We start from the raw sequence: 19,259 nt of genomic DNA, 5'->3' as shown, positions 1-19,259 counted from the left end.
AGGCCCTACCGCGGGACCTGGACGTACGGCGCCGTGCGGGCGGTCGCGATCTGTCCGGCGCGCACCCGCACCACGGACACCGGCTGGCCCACCACGCCGTCGGGCAGGTCCACCCGCAGCAGGTAGACGCCCGGCCGCACGTCCACGAATCCGAACCAGCCGGAGCCGTCGGTGGTGTGCGACTGCGACTCGCCGCCGCCCACCGGCTCCAGCGTCACCGGCACGCCGTCCAGCGCGGCGCCGTTGCGCAGTGCGAGCGCGCCGGTCACGTTGCCTGTCGTCGGGTTCTCCTTCCAGGGCATCGACGGCACGGCGGCGTCCTCGGCGAACGGAGCGTCCGGGCCGGTGGTCAAGGCAGCGGCCAGTGCGGCCCGTTCGGCGTCCTTGACGGCCGCGGAACCACTCGCCGCGGTCAGTGAGGGGTTGGCGTAGGAGTAGCCGCTCCAGCCTGCGACGGTGTTGCCGGCGGCAGTGGGCGTCAGGAGGTCGCGGACCTGCTGGACGCTGTCGTCGATCTCGTTGAGGTAGAGCGCGGGTCCGGACACGGCCTGGCGGTCGCCCTGCCAGTCGGCCAGGACCTCGTTCCACTCGGCGTACATCTGTGCCTGGTCGGGCATCCACTCGCGCTTGTAGTTCATCGCCACGACGGTGTCGATGATCCCTTCCTCCAGCCAGCCCTTCCAGTCCTGGAGGACCTCGGCGTAGGTACGGGTCCGCTCCCAGCCGCCGACGCTCTGCGGGCCGAAGCCGTAGGTGATGCCGTCGTTGGTGAGCCTGTCGGTCGGGTCGACTTCCAGCATGCCGAGGTAGATCTTGCGTACCAGGTTCGTGATCTGCTCGCGGCGCCAGTCGGTGAACTGCTGGTCGGACGGCTCCGGCACGTCGGTACGGCCGGTGGCCGCCTGGAACCGGGCGATCGAGGTCTCGCTGTAACCCCAGTCGCTGTGCGTGGTGGTGGAGTTGTAGTCCGGGTAGCGGATGTAGTCGAGGTTGATGCCGTCGACGTCGTACTCGCGGGTGATGCTCTGGACTGCGTCGACGATGTAGTCGACGGCGGCCGGGTTGGCCGGGTCGATGAACGCGTTCGCGCCGACCAGCTCGGTGCCGTCGTGGCGCTTGTTCAGCCAGCGGTCCGCGCCCGTGGCGCTGGGACCGTGTGCGTTGAAGACATGGTCGGGGGAGCTGTGCGGCGTGGTGGAGTTCCACAGGGTGCCGACGTTGACCCAGGCGTGGACTTCGAGACCGGCCGCGTGCGCCTGCTCGATCACCTCGTCCAGCGGGTCGTACGGTGCCGGAGCGATGGCGGCGTCGGTCCGGGGATACAGCGCCCGGTTGCAGAAGCAGTCGTATCGACGTGCCACTTGGACGATCAGCGCGTTGGCGTTGACTTCCTGGGCGTCCCCGACCAGCTCTTCGACCTGTGCAGGCGTGTAGATGCCTTCGTTGAAGGCGTCCACCCAGTAGCTGCGCCACTGTTCGGGCGCCTCGGTGTTCGCGGTGGCGGGGGTGGTCGCGATCAGGGCGGCCCCGATCAGGCCCAAAGCCGCCGCTGCTGTGACGAGGGAACTGCGACGCGATCGTGTCACGCTGGTGCCTCCTCGCTGGACTAGACCAATATGGGCGCCAAGTCTGGAAGACTTTGCCCGATACGTCTAGACCAAAAGGGGGTGCGGGCCGTGGCGAAGTATCACTCGATCCGTGACGAGATCCTCGATCTGGTGGCCGAACTGGGCGTCGGCGACGCGTTGCCGGCCGAGCGCACCCTCGCCCCGCACTTCGGGGTCTCACGGATGACGCTGCGCCGCGCCGTGGAGGAGCTGGTCCGAGAGGGCCGGCTGGTGCGGCGGCAGGGCGCCGGCACGTTCGTCGCCGGCCCGAAGATCGCCCAGGGTCTCGCCGCCACGTCGTTCTCCGAGGACATGCGCCAGCGCGGTTCGGTGCCGTCCAGCCGGACGCTCGCCGTCGACGACGTCCTGGCCGGCGCCCAGCTGGGCCGGCGTCTGGAGATCTCCCCCGGTGAACGGGTCGTCCGGGTGGTCCGGCTGCGGCTGGCCGACGACGCCCCGATGGCGGTCGAGACGCTCCACGTGCCCGCGCACATCGCGCCCGGCCTCGACGGTACGACGCTCGCGGACGGCTCGTTCTACGAGCTGTTGCACGACGTGTACGGTCTGGAGCTGTCCGGCGGAGTCCAAACGATCGAGGCGACGGTGACCGACGAGACGGAGTCCGACACACTCGGCGTGCCCCTGCATTCGCCGGCCTTCCTGTTCGAGCGCATCTCCCGCGACGCCCGTGGCCGGGTGGTCGAGTTCGTCCGATCGGTCTATCGCGGCGACCGGTACCAGTTCCGCGTCGAACTGCAGCCTGCCCACCGGATCGGGGCAGCCGAGTGAGGAACGCCGACCTGGACGGGCTGGCCACCGAGGCGCGGCTGCCCGCTGCCGCCGACCTCGACTTGCGCAGCACCCGTGAGCAGGTCGAGCTGATGGCCAGTCAGGACAGGGTCGCCGTCGACGCCGTCGCCGCCACGCAGGACCGCCTGGTGGAGGCCGTGGACGGCATCGTGGCCCGGATGCGCCGCGGCGGCCGGCTCATCGAGGTCGGCGCGGGCACGCCCGGCCGGCTGGCGGTGCTCGACGTGGCCGAGTGCGGCCCCACGTTCGGCGTCGACGAACGCCAGGTGGTGGCCGTCATGGCGGGTGGATTCGGCGCCGTCAGCTCCGCCGCTGAGCACGACGAGGACGACCGCGACGGCGGCCGCGCCGACCTGGCGTCGCTGCGACTGGGCCCCGACGACATCGTGGTCGCGGTCAGTGCGTCGGGCCGTACCCCGTACGTGCTCGGTGCCCTCGACACCGCCCGCGCGGCCGGCGCGTACACCGTCGCCGTCGTCAACAATCCCGGCTCGCCTATCGCGGCGGCCTGTGATGTCGCCGTCGAGGCGCTGACCGGGCCGGAAATCCTGGCCGGCTCCACCCGCCTCAAGGCCGGCACTGCCGCGAAACTGGTGCTCAACACCATCTCCACGCTGGTCATGGTGCAGCTCGGGCGTACGTACGGCGACCTCATGATCGACGTGCGGGCCACCAACGAGAAGCTGCGCCGCCGTGCGCACCGCATCGTGGCCACGGCCACGGGCGAAGACGACGACGCCGTGGCCGAGGCGTTGCGCGCCAGCGGCGGCGACACCAAGGCCGCCACCGTGATGCTGCTCGCCGGCGTCGGCGCCGACGAGGCCCGGCGGCGGCTGGCCGCCGCCGATGGCAAGGTCCGCGACGCGATCGCTGCGGTGTAGAACCATTGCTACACTTCGCACATGGGCGAACCTGCTCGCGTACCAGTGCGGGAACTGCGCAATCACGTCAGCGAGGTGCTGCGCCGAGTCGAGGCCGGAGAGACACTCGAAGTGACGGTGAACGATCGCCCAGTGGCGCTCATGACCCCCCGGCAGACGAGGCGTAGCACCCTGCCTACGCAGGAGTTCTTCGCCACCCTGCCCCAGGCGGACAGCGGGTTGCGGCACCAGCTCGATGAGGCTCTGGACGAGACGACGGACGACCTGGCTGATCCGTGGCTGGAATGAGCGTCGGACTGCTGGACACGTCCATCTTCATCGCCCGCGAGTCTGGTCGGCCCATCGACCTCGCCCGTCTTCCGGCCGAATCGGCCGTCAGTGCCGTGACCATCGGCGAGCTCAGGTGGGGCGTGCTCATGGCGCCGGACGACGAGTCCCGGTCGCGCCGCCTCGATACCTTGACCGCGGCCCAGCGGTTCGAGCCCGTGGTCGTGGACGAACACGTAGCCGCGGCATGGACGCTGTTGCGACAGCGGCTCAAGAGCGTCGGCGTGAAGATGGGCGTCAACGACTCCTGGATCGCCGCGACCGCCATCGCGCACGGCTGGCCTGTCGTCACGCAGGATCAAGGTTTCCCCGGCGGCGTGGCCGGGTTGGACGTCATCGTCGTGTGAGCGGTGTCGGCGCGGTTGCGCGGCCTTTATGCAACAGCGTAGGCGACCTCCAGCAGCGCCAGGAGCAGGGCGACGACAGCCACCAGAGCCGGGAGCTTCCCGTCCGGGAGCGCGCGTTCGGCGTGCAGCGCCTCGTGCGATCGGCGGTAGCGGCGGCGGGCGAGCGCCAGGATCGCCACCGGGATCGGTGCGACCACCACTCCGAACACGACCGCGACCACGCCCAGCGGTTCGGCCGCCAGCCGCGTCGCCAGCACGACACCCACCAGGAGGGCCAGTGCGGTGCGGGTCCAGGCCAGCGCGGTCCGTTCGTTCTGTGCGCCGTCGTCGAAGGTCTGGTCGATCATCGGCTCACGACGCGACGAGCGCGACGACGATGACGACGGCGGTCACGGCTAGCCCGAATGCCAGCACGGGGGCCAACGCCGGCGACGGCAGCGGCCGCGACTCCCGCAGCGCCTTCTCCGCGCGCGCCCAGCGGAAGAAGGCCAGCACGCTGCTGATCGCCCCGAGCAGCGCGAGCACGAGCACGAGGAGCAGCCGGAGCGTGTCCTGCGCCGGGATCTCCAGCGCCTCCAGCGCGATGCCCGCCGCCAGCAGCGCCAGGGCGGTGCGAATCCAGGCCAGGAAGGTGCGCTCGTTGGCGAACGTGAACCGGGGGTCGGGCTCGCTGCCGGCCGCATAGACGCCGCGCGGCCAGCGGCGAGGTGCGTCGTCGTGGTCGGCGGGACTGGTCATGGTCCGTCCCTTTCGATCGGCTGCGTGGAGGTGTGGGAGCCGGGCTCCGCTGAGGCCCGGCGGTGCCGCCCGGCGCGGCGCTGGCCCGGCACCCGTGAATGGGGCGGCCGGCCGCCGGCAGGATCAGCCGGCGGTGGTGGCGGCACCGCCGGCGCTTCGGGGGCATCGAGCGCAGCGGGAGCGTCGGCCGCATGCGAGTCGGACGCGGCCGGGGCGTTCAGCACGGCCGGGGAGTCCACGGCGACGCGACGGGCCCGGCGCCCGGTCACCCGGGTCCGCGGCGCGGAGTCGGTCTGGCCGGCCGACGGCGTGGGTGTCGGTTCCCGGACGAGGTCGCGGATGGGCTGCGGAGCCGGCGGAGTGGGCGGTTCCGGTGCGTGCTCGGGCTCTGGCCGGAGCGCGGGCTCGGGCTTCAGGCGGGGAGCGGGCTCTGGCAGCGGCGCGGGCTCGGACTGTGCCCGGGGCGCGGGCTCGGCCAGGCGGGGACGGTCCGTGCGGCCGAACGGGTCCGTCGCCGGATCGAGCCACTCGATGCTGGTGGCGTGGCCATGGCCGTGTACCGCCACGAGGTCGTCGACGGAGTTCCACAGACTGGTGGCGGGATAGCTGGACGTCCAGCGCAGTGCCACGTGGCCGTCACCGAACACCACGCCGTAGGCCACCACGCCGACTCCCGAGACACCGGTGTAGTCGACGTGGCGAACGAGGGCGAAGCGGCGTGGGAGCAAGCGACCACCGTTACGTAGAGTCTCCGGGCAGGCCGGACGTCACCCCCGTGCCACGCAGGCCTGTGCAGCCACATCATCGTTGATGCGCCTCGATCCTGTCACGGCGGCCCGCCGTGAGCTCCGCGGCCGGGCGCGTTAACGTACTTCTCGACTTCGAGTGAATGTTCAGGAGTGATCGCTGATGGACCCTCGCATGCAGCCGAAGACGCCAGAGGTCGACCCCATGGTCACCACCACGGTGAAGAATGTCCGTGATCGGTTCGGAGCCGAGGGCCTGCGTGACCTCATCGCCGTCGCCACGATGGAGCTGCGCACCGCGGAATCGGCCGAGCAGCGGCTGGCCTCGTTGTCCGAGCCGGTACCGGCGCCGGAGCCGGTGGACGCCGCGGACACCCAGGCGTGGCTGGCCTACACCGAGGTCGACCCGGACCGGGACACCGAGACCCGCCGCTGAGCGGCTCCTGAGCCGCGCCTCTCGGGGGCTCGTGCACCTTCCGCGGGCCCGGAAGGGGGTGCACAAGCCTCCGCAAGGCGCGGGAGACAGTGTCAGATCGCCCGCAGCGCGGTGAGGAAGTCCTTGGCCCAGCGGGCGATGTCGTGGCTGATGACGTGGTCGCGCAGCAGCTTCATCCGCTGCTCGGCCTCGGCGTCGTCGATGCGCATCGCGGCCAGCATGGTTCGCTTGAGCCCGTCGATGTCGTGCGGGTTGACCAGGAAGGCGCCGTCGCCCATCTCGTCGGCTGCGCCGGCGAACTCCGACAGCACGAGCGCGCCACGCAGGTCGGTGCGCGCGCTCACGTACTCCTTGGCCACCAGGTTCATACCGTCGCGCAGGGGCGTCACCACCATCACGTCGGCCGCCAGCAGCAGCGCGACCAGTTCGGCTCGCTCGTACGACGAGTGCAGGTAGTGCACGGCCGGGGTCCCGATGCGGCCGAAGTCGCCGTTGAGGCGGCCGACCTGCAGCTCCACGTCGTCGCGCAGCGTCTGGTATGCCTCGACCCGTTCTCGGCTGGGCGTGGCCACCTGCAGCAACACCGCCTCCTCCGGCGTGACCACGCCGTCGCTCAGCAGCTCGCCGAAGGCTTTGAGCCGGTGCCCGATGCCCTTGGTGTAGTCGAGCCGGTCGACGCCCAGCAGGATGTGCCGTGGCGAACCCACTTCCTCGCGGATGGTGGCGGCGCGGGCTCTGACCTCCGGGTCGGCTGCCAGCCGGGTGACCTCCTCGACCTCGATGGAGATGGGGAACGCCCGAGCCAGCACCTCGCGGCCGTCCTCGGTGACTAGGTGGTCGCCTGCCAGGGTGGCGCTGGTGAAATGGTCGGCCAGGGACTCGAAGTTGCTGGCCGCGCCGGTGCGTTGGAAGCCGACGAGGTCGGCACCGAGCAGGCCCTCGAGGATCTGCCGCCGCCACGGCAGCTGCGCGAACAGCTCAGTGGGCGGGAACGGGATGTGCAGGAAGAAACCGATCTTGAGGTCCGGACGCAGCTGCCGCAGCAACTTCGGCACCAGTTGCAGCTGATAGTCCTGGACGAACACGACCGCGTTCTGGTCGGCGACCTCCGCGGCCGCCTCGGCGAAGCGCTGGTTGACCTGACGGTAGGCGTCCCACCACTCGCGGTGGTATTCCGGCTGGACGATGACGTCGTGGTACAGCGGCCACAGCGTCGCGTTGGAGAAGCCCTCGTAGTACATGGCGATCTCCTCGGCCGACAGCGGCACGGCGACCAGATCCATGTCGTCGGTCGAGAAGTTGTCCGGGGCGTCGTCGGGCGAGCCGGTCCAGCCCACCCAGGCGCCGTCGTACGCGCGCATGACCGGCGCCATGGCCGTGACCAGCCCGCCCGGGCTGCGGCGCCAGGTGGTCCGCCCGTCGGCCGCGGTGACGCGGTCGACCGGCAGACGGTTGGCTACTACGACGAAGCTACTCGTTCCAGTCGTGGACAAATGGGGCCTCCTCGTGCTGTCAACGGTATCCGAGTTGCGTTGCGGGGATGTCACAGCCCGCGCCTACGATGGCGATATGGACGATCGGGAGCGCGAGATCCTCGACTTCGAACGACGGTGGTGGAAGTACCCCGGATCCAAGGAACAAGCCATCCGGTCGCGGCTGGGCATCTCTGCCACTCGCTACTACCAGGTGCTGAACGCGCTCATCGACCGCCCGGAGGCGCTCGCGCTCGACCCCTTGTTGGTCAAGCGGCTGCGCCGGCAGCGCGCCACCCGTCAGCAGGCCAGAACCGGCCGCCGCGCCGGGGTCCGGACTTGAGGGACGTCGTCGCTGGGCCATATGTCAGTTTCGCCGATCTTGATCATGAATGCCAGCGCCGGGCGTGTCGCATGGACACGTGGCTGTGGCGTAGTCTCCTGATCCTGTGACCATGAGTGAACGACTGGAGCGGCTGTGGCCGTCGCTCGTCGCGCTCGTGGGCGTCGTGGCGGTGGTCCTCGTTCTGTTGTGGCAGTTCGGCGACGACACCGGCGGCGGTAGTTCGGGCGACGACGTCGCTGCCAGCGGCGATGGCGGTGCGGGTGAGGAGCCTGCCGAGGAGCCGCCGCCCACTCAAGATCCCACCGAGGCGCCGACCGGTGACCCGACCGGCGACCCCACCGAAGCGCCGACGGACGCGCCGACCGACCAGCCCACCGAGGGTGAGACCGCCCCGGAGGAACTGCGCGAGCCGATCGGCGTGCTCAACCAGACCAGCGTCAGTGGCCTGGCCGAGTTCGCGAGTGAGCGGCTCACCGACGGCGGCTGGGAGGTCGCCGCTGTCGGCTCGTTCACCGGCAACGTCCCGGAGACGACGGTCTACTTCCCCGAAGGCATGGAGGAGTCCGCGGAAGCGCTGATGGCGCAGTTCCCCGAGATCGGCCGCATCATGCCCACCGTCGAGCCGTTCAACGACACCCGGCTGGTCGTGGTGCTGGTGGAGGACTTCGTCGACGAGGTCGGCGAGCCGGAATGACGCCGCAGCTGCGCGGGCTGACCGGCCGCCTGGACCGCACTCTTGTCGCGCTGGACTTCGACGGCGTGCTCGCGCCCATCGTGCCCCGCCCCGAAGACGCCGTCGCGCTGCCGGAAACCGCCGGCGTGCTCACCGCGGTGGCCGCCCGGGTGGCCAAGGTCGCCGTGGTCACCGGCCGGCCCGCCGCCGACGCGGTCCGGCTCGGCGGCCTGTTCGAGGTGCCGGGGCTCAGCGTTCTGGGTCACTACGGCCTGGAGCGCTGGGAGAACGGGCGGCTGTCCACCCCGGGTGCGGACGACGGCGTCGACAGCGCCCGTCGGCGGGTCACCGAACTGGCGGCCGCGCGGCCGGGCGTCACAGTCGAGGACAAGGGCCACTCCGTCGCTCTGCACACACGTAACGCGCCTGACCCCGCCGCTGCCCTCGCCGAGCTGCGTCCGCAGGCCGACGCCGTCGCCGCCGCGGCCGGTCTGCAGGTCACTCCGGGGCGCTTCGTGCTGGAGCTGCGCCCGGTCGGCATGGACAAGGGCGTGGCCATCCGGGCTCTGGTGGCCGAGACCGGCGCCAGCGCCGTCGTCTATGCCGGCGACGACCTCGGCGACCTGCCGGCGGTCGCGGCCGTCCGGTCCCTCGCCGGCGACGGCGTCGTGGGCGTGGTGGTGTGCAGCGACGCCGAGGAGGCCTCGGCCGAGCTACGGGCCGCCGCCGACGTCGTCGTGCCCGGCCCGCCGGGAGTGCAGGCACTGTTGCGCGAGCTGGCCGCGTTGCCGTAGCGCGGGCCTACCGGCGCAGTCGCCGCCAGCGCCGCACCGGGCGCTCGGTGTATCCGCCGTCGGCGAGCCCGGCGTGGCGCTCGAACGGGTTCCGCGATGCCGGATCCCCCGTGAGCAGCCAGGACCACAGCGACGTCAACGCGTAGAGCACCAGCATGACCGGGCCGAGGAACCACGCGTACTGGGTGGCGTGCCGGGCCTCGTGTGCCAGGAGCGCCGGCCGGCGCGCCAGCGCGGTGTCGTCGATGCGGACGAGGACGACGTTGCCGACGGTGAACGCCGGCGCCGGCGGGATCGGCAGGCGGTATCTCCGGCCGAGGATGAGCCCGTCCGGCCCGCGACCGAACCGCACCCTGCCGATGACGCCGATCAGCAGCCCGATCGGGGTGGACAGATTGAGCCAGTTCACCACCTGCCGCACCCGATGCTGCCGCCGCACGCCGGCCTCCTGACTCCAAATGATCACGTCCAGTATGGGTGCTCCCGCCGCACCACGGATGCTTGCCACGTGGAGTGGGAGTTCGCCTGGTGGGCTGCCCAGCCCGGTCCGCCACCGCGGCCGCACGAACTGGCATGGGTGGTATCGCGGCGGTATCATCGATGCATGGCGATGACCCTGCGACTCACCGAGGAAGAGACCGAGGCGCTGCGGCGGCAGGCCGAGCGCGAGCACCGATCCATGCAGGAGGTTGCCCGGCTCGCCATCCTGGACCGGATCGCGGTCGCCGAGCGCGAAGGACACGTCCGCGACCTCGCCCGGCAGGTCAAGGAGAGGCACGCCGGGCTGCTGGCCCGGCTGGCGGAGTGACGGCCTACCTGAGCCTGGAGGACGTGCTCGCCGCGGCAGACGAGATCTTCGGTCACCCCGCCGAGATCCGCGACTTAGGTCTACTCGACTCCGCGGGGCACCGACCCCAGGCGTCGATGTTCGGAGCCGACGCCTATCCGGACCTGCCCACCAAGGCGGCGGCGCTGCTGGAGTCGCTGGCTCGTAACCACCCACTGGTCGACGGCAACAAGCGTCTGGCCTGGGCGGCCACGGTGGTGTTCCTGCTCGACAACGGGCTCAGCCTGCTCGAGGTGGACCAGGATGAAGCGTACGACTTCGTGATCGCGGTCGCCGAGGGGCGGCTCGAGCTGGCCGTGATGGCGTCCTGGCTGGCTACCCACGCGAAGGCGGTCGGCTGACGTCGTCGCACCGCACACCGCATACATCCGCGATGTGAGACAAAAATGTCTCGCATCGCGGACTAGCGATGCTGCTGTCGTGCCGTCCCACGTACAGTGGCGGCCAGTTGTCCTCATCCAGAGGAGCTGAGGGACCGGCCCGATGAAGCTCCGGCAACCGTCCGCGCGAGGCCCTGGGCCACGTGCGACGACGGTGCCAACTCCGGCCCGCCGCGACCCGGTGGGAGAGATGAGAAGGGATCTCGCATGACCGTCACCACCGCCACCTCCTTGGGACGCGCCACGCACCTGTCATGTCGTGAGTGCGGCGCGACCGTCGAGCTCGGGCCGCACTACGCCTGTCTGGAGTGCTTCGGGCCGCTGGAGGTCGCCTACGACTACGGCACCATCACCCGCGAGCGCATCGAGAGCGGGCCCCGCTCCATCTGGCGCTACCGCGACCTGCTGCCGGTGCCGGCCGACGTGGCGGACACCCCGAACACCGATCCCGGTTTCACCCCGCTGGTGCGCGCGGACAACCTGGCTCGCGAGTTGGGTCTACGGGCGCTGTGGATCAAGAACGACGCCGCCAACCCGACCCACTCGTTCAAGGACCGGGTGGTCGCTGTAGCGCTCGCCGCGGCCCGCGAGCTGGGCTTCACCGTGCTGGCCTGTCCGTCCACGGGCAACCTCGCCAACGCCGTTGCCGCCGCCGCGGCCCGCGCGGGCATCCGCAGCTTCGTGTTCATCCCGAGCAACCTCGAACAGCCCAAGATCGTGACCAGCGCCGTCTACGGCACCACGCTCGTTGCCGTCGACGGCAACTACGACGACGTCAACCGGCTCGCCTCCGAGCTGGCCGGCGAGCACGACGACTGGGCGTTCGTCAACGTCAACGTGCGCCCGTACTACGCCGAGGGCTCCAAGACGCTCGGCTACGAGACCGTCGAACAGCTGGGCTGGCGGCTGCCCCGCCAGGTGGTCATCCCGGTGGCCAGCGGCTCGCAGCTGACCAAGGTCGACAAGGCCTTCCGTGAGCTCGTGCAACTCGGCCTCGTCGAGGGCGACGCACCAGCCATCTTCGGCGCGCAGGCGACCGGCTGCTCGCCGGTGGCCGAGGCGTTCAAGGCCGGCCACGACGTCGTCCGCCCGGTCCGTCCGGACACCATCGCGAAGTCGCTGGCCATCGGCAACCCCGCTGACGGCCCGTACGTCCTCGACGTCGCCCGGCGCACCGGTGGCGCGGTCGAGGACGTCAGCGACGACGAGGTGGTCGACGGCATCCGGCTGCTGGCCCGCACCGAGGGCATCTTCGCCGAGACCGCCGGCGGTGTCACCGTCGCCGTCCTGGCGAAGCTGCTGCGTGAGGGCAAGCTCGACCCGGAGGCGGAGACCGTCGTCTTCAACACCGGCGACGGGTTGAAGACGCTCGACGCCGTCTCGCCGGTTGTCGGGCCGGCGGGCACGATCGAACCCACTACCGAGGCATTCCACCGCCTCGTCAACGGAGGCTGAGCCATGAGCGTTGCGGTACGCGTTCCGACCATCCTGCGCACCTACACCAAGGGCGAGTCCGACGTCACCGTGGACGTCGCGGCCGACGCCACGCTGTCCGACGTCTTCGCGGCGCTGGACGCCCAGTATCCGGGTATCGGCGCGCGGGTCCTCGACGACACCGGCCAGATCCGCCGCTTCGTCAACGTCTACGTGAACGACGACGACGTCCGGTTCGCCTCCGGCCTGCAGACGGCGACGCCGGACGGAACCAAGGTGTCGGTCATCCCGGCGGTCGCCGGCGGCTGAGGCCGGACAGACCCGCGACGGCGGATCGGCTCGCCCGAGTGGGCGTCCCGATCCGCCGTCGTCGTCTCGTGGTCGGCCGCCGCTCAGCCGACGGTGACCTCGCTGATGTTGAAGGCGTCCTCGGCCCACGGGAACACCCAGATGAACAGGGCGTACACCACGGCCGCGATGAGGACCAGGTAGATGAGCAGCCGAACCGGCCATGGTCCGGGCAGGTGCCGCCATATCCAGGCGTACATCTATCTAGATTTCCTCTCCGCCGACCAGGACGCCGGTCGCGTACATCCGGTGTGACGACCCCCACCGGGGCCAGCACGTAGTGAGCGTGATGCGTCGTTCGGTGGGCTCGATGTCCGACGGCTCACCGGGCACTGGGTCGACCACCCAGGTGTCGGTGACGTCGATCCGGTTGCCGTCAGGGTCGCCGTTCGGGGCGTTGTCCAGCTGGTAGACGTACGTCCCGGTGGCCGTCTCGATCTCGACGACGTCGCCGACCTGGAGCTCCGGGAACTGCGCGAACGGCTCGCCATGTCCAGAACGGTGCGCGGCGATGGAGAAGTTCCCGACCTCGCCGGGGTCGACGCTGTCGAGGTAGTGGCCCGGGCCGTTCTTCAGATCGCTGTCCTCGGTGCCCTGGACGATGATCCACTCCCAGTCCTCGCCGAAGCGGGGGATGCGGATGATGCCGTAGGCGTCGCCGACCTCGAGCTGGTCCAGCGGGACGGGCTCCTTCTCGATCTGCCCGGAGTCGAGGCCCAGCTGGTCGCGCAGGTCGTTCTGGGCGCTGGCCGTCTGGATGCCCGTGCCCCACAGCGTGTAGACGACGAACAGCAGCACGACCGCGCCCGCGGTGAGCATGAGTTCGCCGAAGCCGCCGGCGACCAGGGCTGCGATGTTGCGCTGCGGAGCCTTCTGGGGAGCCTTCTTACGGCGTGGGGCTCTGCGGCGCCCCCGAGTCGCCTTGCGATGCATGGTCAGAAGCCTAACCGGCGACACTGGGTGCCCGGGACCGGACCGTTTGTCGGAAGTCATGTCCGTTCGGTTGATTCACGTGTCATATCTGCTAGCGTGCGGCGGCGTATGCCTGGTGGACTACATGGTCGATGGGCACCATCGGGCTGCCGTGATTCGCATGACACGGGAGATATGACGAATGAGTTCGAGAACACCACGGCGGCTGCTTGCCGCGGTGGCGACCACCGGTGCCGCGGCCCTCACGGTCGCCGGTGTGGCGTCGCCGGCCAGCTCCTCCGACAGACTGCCTGAGCTCGTCGAGCGGGCGACGTCGACGACCGACCGCATCCTCGAGGTGGCGGCCGACCGGGCCGACCTGAGCCTCCAGACGGTGCGTGAGCTGGTCGAGACCGAGCAGGCTGTCGTCGCCGAGTCCGGCATGCTGTCCTACACCGACCGCTTCGAGGCACCTGACCACGATCACGACCACGACCACGCCGAGGAGCTGGCGCCCGCCGCCGACGTCCCGGGCGACCCGGCCGGCGGTTCCAAGCCAGGCGCGCCGTACACGGTCTACCTCGACTTCGACGGCGCCACCATCCAGGACACGGAGTGGAACCGCTACTACCAGGAGGACGTGTTCGAGCTCGACGCCAACGCGGCGGCCTCGGACGCGGACTACGTCCAGCAGGTGTGGGCCCGGGTGGCGGAGGACTTCGCGCCGTTCGACATCAACGTCACCACCACTGACCCGGGTGCGGACGCGCTGCACAAGACGTCCATGGACGACGGCGAGTACGGCATGACCGCCGTCATCACCGACACCACGGACATCGCTCCGGCCGACGGTGCCAGCGGCCGGGCGTGGCTGGGCGGCTTCGGCAACCAGTTCTACTCGCCGGCGCTGATCTTCGCCCCGATCGCGCGTGACAGCAACCCGTCCGACGTCGGCAACATCGTGTCGCACGAGGTCGGCCACACGTTCAACCTGACCCACGACGGCATCGGCGACGACGAGTACTACGGCGACACCCCGGCCGAGCCGGAGACGCTGTGGGGCCCGATCATGGGCGCTCCCTGGTACGCGCCGCTGTCGCAGTGGGACAACGGTCAGTACTCCGGTACCACCAACCCGGAGCAGGACGACCTCGCCGAGATCACCAACGCGGACGCGGCGTTCCAGTCGTTCATGGTGTACGACGGTGACCAGATGTGGAACGAGGGCTTCTGCACCGACGCCGAGGACTCGAACAACCCGCAGCCGGGTGACAGCGCCTACAAGCCCAACGCGGACGGGGGCTGCAACCCGCCCGGTGACGAGCTGACGCTGCAGTTCTACTACGGTGGTCGGGCGGCCTATGCGGCCGACGACCACGCGGACGAGATCGGCGAGGGCAGCGCGCTGGACAACGCCAGTGGCGAGTTCGAGGCCGCCGGCGTCATCGGTGCCCCCGACGAGCGCGACGTCTTCTCGCTGGTCACCAACGGCGGCCCGGTCACCATCACCGCCGACCCGGCGTCCGTCGGGCCGAACCTCGACGTCTACCTGGAGCTCATCGACTCCGAGGGCAACCGCGTCGCCGAGGCGAACCCGGAGACGGCCACCGACCCGGCCAGCTCGCCGCTGGACCGCCAGGCCACCGGCCTGGGCGCCACCATCGAGACCGAGGTCGAGGCCGGTGCGTACTCCGTGCGCGTCAGCGGTGCCGGCCAGGGCGACCCGGCCGCCAACACGCCGAGCAACGGCTCGGGCTACACCTCGTACGGCAGCCTGGGCAACTACACCCTGACCGGTACGGCCGCCGCGTTCGAGGCCGCGCCGATCACCATCATCTCGCCTGAGGACGGCGCTGAGGTCCAGCCGTCTCCGGTCGAGGTCACCGGCTCCGCCGAGCCCGGCTCGACCGTGACGCTGAGCATCGGCGACGGCGTCGTCGGCACCGGCACCACGGACGAGGAAGGCACCTGGAGCATCGTGCTCGAGGGCGACCTGCCGTACGGCGAGAGCATCATCACCGCGCGGCAGATCGTCGGCAGCATCCAGGTCCCGGAGACCGCTGAGGTCACCGTCGTGGTCCCGGTCGACGCTCCGTCGATCGTCCGCCCGGAGCAAGGCGACACCGCCACCACGGCCACCCCCACCTTCAGTGGTGAGGGCATCCCGGGTGCCACGGTCGAGCTGACCATCGCCTGCGGCGACGACACCTGGGCCGGTGCTGCCGAGGTCGACGCCGAGGGTGCCTGGTCGTTCACCCCGGAGGAGGGCCTCCCGAACGGCGAGTGCTCCGTCACCGCGGTGCAGACCATCAATGGCGCCACGTCGCCGGAGGCCGGGCCGGTCACCTTCACCATCGACGTCGAGTCCGGTGACGAGAACGGCGACGAGAACGGTGAGGGTGGCGCCGAGGACGGCGGCGACAACGGCACCGAGGACGGCGGCGAGGACCTGCCGGACACCGGTGCTTCCACCAACACGCTGGTCATGGCTGCCGGGCTGCTCCTGCTCGGTCTGGGCGCGGCGCTCTACGCCCGCACCCGTCGTAGCGTGACCGGCTGACGCTTCACACGCGTCATCCGCTGAAGGCGCTGGGGCCCGGGACACTGTCGTCCCGGGCCCCAGCTGCGTCTCCGGAGCCCTGCGCCCACACGAAACCGCGGCGCCGTCCCTGCCGTCTCATGGGTAAGAGACAGTCACCGGATCACGGGAGGCCGGAACCATGCCGGACGCACCGCAGCAGAGGCGGAACAGCTTGCTCGCCGTCGTGGGTGCGGTGGCGGTGGCCGCGGTCGTGGTGGTGCTCGCGATCTGGCTCACCGGCGGCGACGACGACGAGCCCGACGCCGTGGCGGTGCCCGCGACCGACGGACCAGCGACCGAAGGCTCCCAGGGCAGCGGCTCCGATCCGGCGCTGCGTTCCGGTGAGCCGGTCGAGGTGCTGCCATCGCCGATGGGAGGCCAGGAAGCCATCGACGCCCTCGGCGAGCGCATCGAACAGGTCGCCGAGATCAACAACACCACCGTCGACGAGCTTCGTGACCTGCTGCTGCGCGATGCCACCCTCCGGGTCGGCCCGAGCGGCCGGCTGATGTACGAGGACACGATGACGCCTCCGCCCATGCAGGAGTGATCACCGCCGTAGGATGGCGTCGTGGAGGCATCCGAGCAGTGTGATGCCGTCGTCGTCGGATCCGGCCCGAACGGCCTGGCGGCGGCGGTGGTCCTGGCCCGGGCCGGGCTGAGCGTCCAGGTCTTCGAGGCGCAGCACACCATCGGCGGTGGCGCTCGCACGCTCGACCTCGGCCTGGCTCCCGGCATCGTCCACGACATCTGCTCCGCCGTCCATCCGATGGCCGCGGCGTCACCGTTCTTCCGCGCTTTCGACCTGCCGTCGCGTGGTGTCCGGCTGAGCTACCCGGATGTGTCGTACGCCCAGCCGCTGGACGGCGGCCGGGCCGGTATCGCCTACCGCGACCTCGACGACACCGTCGACGGTCTGGGCCCCGACGGCCCGGCCTGGCGACGCCTGATGGGCCCGCTGTCCCGCCACTCGCCGGCGGTGGTCGACCTCGCGCTGTCCGACCGTCGCGGCCTTCCCGCCGATCTGCTCACGGCCGCCCAGTTCGCGCTGTCGATGCTCGAGCAGGGCACCGGCTTGAACGGCATCCGGTGGAAGGGCGAGGTGGCGCCGGCGCTGCTGATGGGTGTGGCCGCGCACGCCATCGGCCGCTTGCCCACGCTGACCGCCGCCGGTACCGCGCTGTCGCTGGGCGCGCTGGCGCACTCGCCGGGCTGGCCGCTGCCGGTGGGCGGCAGCCAGGCGATCATCGACGCCATGGTGGCCGACCTGTCCGCGCACGGCGGTGTCGTGCACACCGGCATCGAGGTCACGTCCCTCGGGCAGCTCCCGAAGGCTCGCACCTACCTGTTCGACACCACGCCCCGCACGCTTGCCCGGGTCATGGGCGACCAGCTGCCCGCGCGCTACCGCAACGCCGTCGAACGGTTCCGGTACGGCAACGCGGCGGCCAAGGTCGACTTCGTGCTGTCCGGTCCGGTGCCGTGGGAGCATCCGGAGGTCCGCCGGGCCGGCACTGTTCACGTCGGCGGCACGCTGGCGGAGATGTCGCTCGCCGAGGCCGAGGTGGCGGCGGGCCGGCACGCCGAGCGGCCGATGATTCTCGCGTCGGATCCCGCGCTGTTCGATCCCGGCCGCGCCGTCGGCGGGCTGCGGCCGTTCTGGACCTACGCGCACGTACCCGCTGGGTCCACCATGGACGTCGGCGACACCGTGCAGGCGCAGATCGAGCGGTTCGCGCCCGGCTTCGGCGACCTCGTCGTCGAGCGGCACACCATCCCGGCGGCGAAGATGGCAGACCACAACGCCAACTACGTCGACGGCGACATCGCCGCCGGCGCCATGAGCTTCTGGCAGCTGTTCAAACGGCCGACGCTGCGGTGGAACCCCTACGCCACCGGTGCGCCCGGGGTGTACCTGTGCTCAGGGTCCACCCCGCCGGGCCCGGCGGTGCACGGCATGTGCGGGCTCAACGCCGCCCGTCATGCGCTGAGGGCCCGCTTCGGCATTCGTACCCTGCCTGAGCTGGCCCCGTCGGCGCCGAGCAAATGATCACGTCCCCCATGGGTGCTCCCGCCTCACCAGGCAAGCATTCCGCGTGCGGCGAATACACCCATGGGCAACGTGATCATTTGCTCGGCGGCCCGGCAGGGACCGGGGGCCGGCGCCGCACGCCGTTCACGGCCCGCTGTGCCAGCGGCACCAGCCGCTCCAGCGGCAGGAACGCCAGCCAGCAGATGACGGTGGGCAGGAAGTGGATGCCCAGCGCCAGGTAGGTCATCAGGTGGAAGCCGGCGAACATGAGCACGGCCAGGTACAGCGCCTTGCCCTTGAGCCACAGCACCACCGGCGACAGGAACTCGATGATCAGCAGCCCCCACTGGGCGATGATCAGCAGCCACGGGTAGTCGGTGGTCCAGCGGAACAGGTCGGATCCGCGCCGGATCAGCGCCCAGATGAAGACCGCCCCGTTGGCCCAGGCCTGCGGTGAGCCGCTGCGAACCCATTTGACGACGGCCGAGGCGAAGTAGGTGGCGATGGTGGACACCTGGATGCACCGGAACGCCCAGCCGGCCGCCTCGCTGGAGTCGCGCTCGGTGAAGCCGGCCCGGCCGATGGTGGGTAGCGCGGCGACGGCGACCATCAGCGCCAGGTGGTCGTGGGAGACGTAGCCGTAGCCCTGGCTGAACACCATCCACTGGAAGTAGGCGCCGGCGACCACCCACCCGGCCACCCGTGGCAGCCGTCCGGTCGCGGCGATCAGGGCCCCGACGACGATGACGATCTGCAGCGTCTGCGCCAGCGGCACCGACGGCTCCGGCAGCGGCAGCGCCCGGCCGATCCAGGTGGGTTGGTAGAACTCCGGCGCGTGCGCCATCGGGATGACGTCGTTGGTGAGGACGAAGATGTCGTAGAGCAGGAACAGGTAGATGGCGACCCGCAACACCGCCACCCGGGCCAGGGGGACCGGGCGGGTCCACCAGCCGGCAACCGCGCGGCCGGCGCCGCTCAGCGCGGTCATCGGCGCACCTCCCACGTGGTGAGCTCCTCGGTGTCGGGTGCGCCCTGCTGGCGGCCGTCAGCCAGCTGGTAGGTGTCACGCATGACGTACAGCTTCACGTAGGGGTCGGCGTCCGGGTGCAGCTCCGACCAGGCGTCGGCGATGCCCTGGAGCAGGGCCGGGTCGTCGACGATGCGGTCGAGCTGGGACTCGATGTCGGCGCGGCCGACGCCCACGCCGTGGGGGTTGAGCGGCACCCGTACCTGTTCGCCGCCCGCGGTGTCGGCCAGCATGTAGACCGAGCGGACCGTGCCGTCCATGTCACGCGGGGTGGCGTACTGCGACAGTGAGCCGAGCGGGAAGTAGTCGTTCGTGTCGTGCAGCTGACCCATGGTCAGGATGACCAGAGCGACCGCGGTGACGCCCAGCCGCCACCCCTTTCCCGCGCGGGACAGCCGTCGGAGGGTCGGTTCGGAGCTCACAGGGCAGGAGTATACGGGCGAGCTTGCACTCTCCAGGGCAGAGTGCTAAACACAGTGTTAGCACTCTCAAGGTGAGAGTGACAGGACTTCGGTCGGTGA

Annotated in this window: 25 protein-coding genes and 1 riboswitch; of the genes, 15 read left to right on the top strand and 10 right to left on the bottom strand. The window is 70.6% G+C overall.

All coding sequences use genetic code 11. The features are described from left to right. Window positions 1-5 precede the first annotated feature (5 nt). On the bottom strand, window positions 6-1,586 hold the full coding sequence (locus JIAGA_RS0123900) for a family 10 glycosylhydrolase (protein WP_026877609.1): 1,581 nt from the start codon (window positions 1,584-1,586) through the stop codon (window positions 6-8). A 90-nt stretch (window positions 1,587-1,676) separates the two neighbouring features. Between JIAGA_RS0123900 and JIAGA_RS0123895 the strand changes: the two genes are divergently transcribed. The 4 genes from JIAGA_RS0123895 to JIAGA_RS0123880 are packed head-to-tail and all read left to right on the top strand — an operon-like array spanning window position 1,677 to window position 3,972. Then, window positions 1,677-2,396, top strand: a complete 720-nt coding sequence (locus tag JIAGA_RS0123895) for a GntR family transcriptional regulator (protein WP_026877608.1) — start codon at window positions 1,677-1,679, stop codon at window positions 2,394-2,396. Then, window positions 2,393-3,298, top strand: a complete 906-nt coding sequence (gene murQ, locus JIAGA_RS0123890) for an N-acetylmuramic acid 6-phosphate etherase (protein ID WP_026877607.1) — start codon at window positions 2,393-2,395, stop codon at window positions 3,296-3,298. Before JIAGA_RS0123895 ends, murQ begins: the two co-directional genes overlap by 4 nt. A gap of 21 nt (window positions 3,299-3,319) precedes the next feature. Next, the gene (locus tag JIAGA_RS34100; RefSeq protein ID WP_084470028.1) at window positions 3,320-3,586 is read left to right on the top strand and encodes a type II toxin-antitoxin system Phd/YefM family antitoxin; all 267 of its coding nucleotides are present in this window, start codon (window positions 3,320-3,322) and stop codon (window positions 3,584-3,586) included. After that, window positions 3,583-3,972, top strand: a complete 390-nt coding sequence (locus JIAGA_RS0123880) for a type II toxin-antitoxin system VapC family toxin (RefSeq protein WP_026877606.1) — start codon at window positions 3,583-3,585, stop codon at window positions 3,970-3,972. The genes JIAGA_RS34100 and JIAGA_RS0123880 overlap by 4 nt, the downstream gene beginning before the upstream one ends. A gap of 26 nt (window positions 3,973-3,998) precedes the next feature. On the opposite strand, the gene JIAGA_RS0123875 is transcribed toward JIAGA_RS0123880, so the two are convergent. Genes JIAGA_RS0123875 through JIAGA_RS35440 form a run of 3 tightly spaced genes read right to left on the bottom strand, consistent with a single transcriptional unit; the run spans window position 3,999 to window position 5,438 of the window. Further along, a complete protein-coding gene (locus JIAGA_RS0123875; protein ID WP_035812914.1) occupies window positions 3,999-4,319 on the bottom strand; it encodes a DUF202 domain-containing protein in 321 nt (106 codons plus the stop codon). 4 nt (window positions 4,320-4,323) lie between these two features. Then, the gene (locus JIAGA_RS0123870; RefSeq protein WP_026877604.1) at window positions 4,324-4,710 is read right to left on the bottom strand and encodes a YidH family protein; all 387 of its coding nucleotides are present in this window, start codon (window positions 4,708-4,710) and stop codon (window positions 4,324-4,326) included. Then, window positions 4,707-5,438, bottom strand: a complete 732-nt coding sequence (locus JIAGA_RS35440) for a hypothetical protein (RefSeq protein ID WP_211239819.1) — start codon at window positions 5,436-5,438, stop codon at window positions 4,707-4,709. The genes JIAGA_RS0123870 and JIAGA_RS35440 overlap by 4 nt, the downstream gene beginning before the upstream one ends. Window positions 5,439-5,631: 193 nt before the next feature. On the opposite strand from JIAGA_RS35440, the gene JIAGA_RS0123860 reads away from it, so the two are divergent. Then, the gene (locus JIAGA_RS0123860; RefSeq protein WP_026877603.1) at window positions 5,632-5,892 is read left to right on the top strand and encodes a hypothetical protein; all 261 of its coding nucleotides are present in this window, start codon (window positions 5,632-5,634) and stop codon (window positions 5,890-5,892) included. Window positions 5,893-5,984: 92 nt separating this feature from the next. Here JIAGA_RS0123860 and JIAGA_RS0123855 read toward each other — a convergent pair whose 3' ends face one another. Continuing rightward, entirely contained in the window at window positions 5,985-7,385 is a 1,401-nt protein-coding gene (locus tag JIAGA_RS0123855; protein WP_026877602.1) for an alpha,alpha-trehalose-phosphate synthase (UDP-forming), read from the bottom strand. Between the two features lie 76 nt (window positions 7,386-7,461). Here JIAGA_RS0123855 and JIAGA_RS0123850 point away from each other — a divergent pair, with 76 nt between their 5' ends. The 3 genes from JIAGA_RS0123850 to otsB all read left to right on the top strand — a co-directional run bounded on the left by JIAGA_RS0123850 (window position 7,462) and on the right by otsB (window position 9,177). Beyond that, window positions 7,462-7,707, top strand: a complete 246-nt coding sequence (locus JIAGA_RS0123850; protein WP_084470026.1) for a DUF3263 domain-containing protein — start codon at window positions 7,462-7,464, stop codon at window positions 7,705-7,707. Between the two features lie 112 nt (window positions 7,708-7,819). Next, a complete protein-coding gene (locus JIAGA_RS0123845) occupies window positions 7,820-8,404 on the top strand; it encodes a LytR C-terminal domain-containing protein (protein WP_157553466.1) in 585 nt (194 codons plus the stop codon). Continuing rightward, window positions 8,401-9,177 (top strand): trehalose-phosphatase, encoded by a 777-nt coding sequence (otsB, locus tag JIAGA_RS31990; RefSeq protein ID WP_051426448.1) that lies wholly within the window; start codon window positions 8,401-8,403, stop codon window positions 9,175-9,177. The genes JIAGA_RS0123845 and otsB overlap by 4 nt, the downstream gene beginning before the upstream one ends. Before the next feature lie 7 nt (window positions 9,178-9,184). Here the strand turns inward: otsB and JIAGA_RS0123835 are convergent, their stop codons facing one another. Next, a complete protein-coding gene (locus JIAGA_RS0123835; RefSeq protein ID WP_211239818.1) occupies window positions 9,185-9,643 on the bottom strand; it encodes a hypothetical protein in 459 nt (152 codons plus the stop codon). 138 nt (window positions 9,644-9,781) lie between these two features. Between JIAGA_RS0123835 and JIAGA_RS35840 the strand changes: the two genes are divergently transcribed. From JIAGA_RS35840 to JIAGA_RS0123815, 4 genes are all read left to right on the top strand, one after another. After that, complete coding sequence (locus JIAGA_RS35840) at window positions 9,782-9,985, top strand: hypothetical protein (protein ID WP_026877598.1); 204 nt, start codon at window positions 9,782-9,784, stop codon at window positions 9,983-9,985. Further along, window positions 9,982-10,365, top strand: coding sequence for a type II toxin-antitoxin system death-on-curing family toxin (locus JIAGA_RS0123825; protein ID WP_026877597.1), 384 nt, complete (start codon window positions 9,982-9,984; stop codon window positions 10,363-10,365). Before JIAGA_RS35840 ends, JIAGA_RS0123825 begins: the two co-directional genes overlap by 4 nt. 110 nt (window positions 10,366-10,475) lie before the next feature. Next, a riboswitch (SAM riboswitch) is annotated at window positions 10,476-10,601 on the top strand. Window positions 10,602-10,611: 10 nt separating this feature from the next. Then, the gene (gene thrC / locus JIAGA_RS0123820) at window positions 10,612-11,859 is read left to right on the top strand and encodes a threonine synthase (protein WP_026877596.1); all 1,248 of its coding nucleotides are present in this window, start codon (window positions 10,612-10,614) and stop codon (window positions 11,857-11,859) included. Window positions 11,860-11,862: 3 nt separating this feature from the next. Beyond that, window positions 11,863-12,147, top strand: a complete 285-nt coding sequence (locus tag JIAGA_RS0123815; protein ID WP_026877595.1) for a ubiquitin-like small modifier protein 1 — start codon at window positions 11,863-11,865, stop codon at window positions 12,145-12,147. Window positions 12,148-12,230: 83 nt separating this feature from the next. Here JIAGA_RS0123815 and JIAGA_RS35090 read toward each other — a convergent pair whose 3' ends face one another. Continuing rightward, a complete protein-coding gene (locus JIAGA_RS35090; protein WP_026877594.1) occupies window positions 12,231-12,386 on the bottom strand; it encodes a hypothetical protein in 156 nt (51 codons plus the stop codon). Between the two features lie 4 nt (window positions 12,387-12,390). Beyond that, window positions 12,391-13,119, bottom strand: a complete 729-nt coding sequence (locus JIAGA_RS0123805; protein WP_169738930.1) for a class E sortase — start codon at window positions 13,117-13,119, stop codon at window positions 12,391-12,393. Window positions 13,120-13,300: 181 nt separating this feature from the next. Between JIAGA_RS0123805 and JIAGA_RS0123800 the strand changes: the two genes are divergently transcribed. The 3 genes from JIAGA_RS0123800 (at window position 13,301) to JIAGA_RS0123790 (ending at window position 17,729) form a co-directional block, all read left to right on the top strand. Continuing rightward, on the top strand, window positions 13,301-15,658 hold the full coding sequence (locus tag JIAGA_RS0123800; RefSeq protein ID WP_157553464.1) for an Ig-like domain-containing protein: 2,358 nt from the start codon (window positions 13,301-13,303) through the stop codon (window positions 15,656-15,658). A 160-nt stretch (window positions 15,659-15,818) separates the two neighbouring features. Next, the gene (locus JIAGA_RS0123795) at window positions 15,819-16,229 is read left to right on the top strand and encodes a hypothetical protein (RefSeq protein ID WP_026877591.1); all 411 of its coding nucleotides are present in this window, start codon (window positions 15,819-15,821) and stop codon (window positions 16,227-16,229) included. Window positions 16,230-16,250: 21 nt separating this feature from the next. Then, complete coding sequence (locus JIAGA_RS0123790; protein ID WP_026877590.1) at window positions 16,251-17,729, top strand: phytoene desaturase family protein; 1,479 nt, start codon at window positions 16,251-16,253, stop codon at window positions 17,727-17,729. 76 nt (window positions 17,730-17,805) lie between these two features. On the opposite strand, the gene JIAGA_RS31985 is transcribed toward JIAGA_RS0123790, so the two are convergent. Next, window positions 17,806-18,699 (bottom strand): hypothetical protein, encoded by an 894-nt coding sequence (locus JIAGA_RS31985; RefSeq protein ID WP_051426446.1) that lies wholly within the window; start codon window positions 18,697-18,699, stop codon window positions 17,806-17,808. Continuing rightward, window positions 18,696-19,160, bottom strand: coding sequence for a hypothetical protein (locus JIAGA_RS0123780; RefSeq protein WP_026877589.1), 465 nt, complete (start codon window positions 19,158-19,160; stop codon window positions 18,696-18,698). Before JIAGA_RS0123780 ends, JIAGA_RS31985 begins: the two co-directional genes overlap by 4 nt. Between the last annotated feature and the right edge of the window lie 99 nt (window positions 19,161-19,259).

Source organism: Jiangella gansuensis DSM 44835, from assembly GCF_000515395.1.
Taxonomy (GTDB): Bacteria; Actinomycetota; Actinomycetes; order Jiangellales; family Jiangellaceae; genus Jiangella; species Jiangella gansuensis.
The sequence above is the reverse complement of the archived record's forward strand: the minus strand, read 5'-3'. Positions and strand labels throughout refer to the sequence as shown.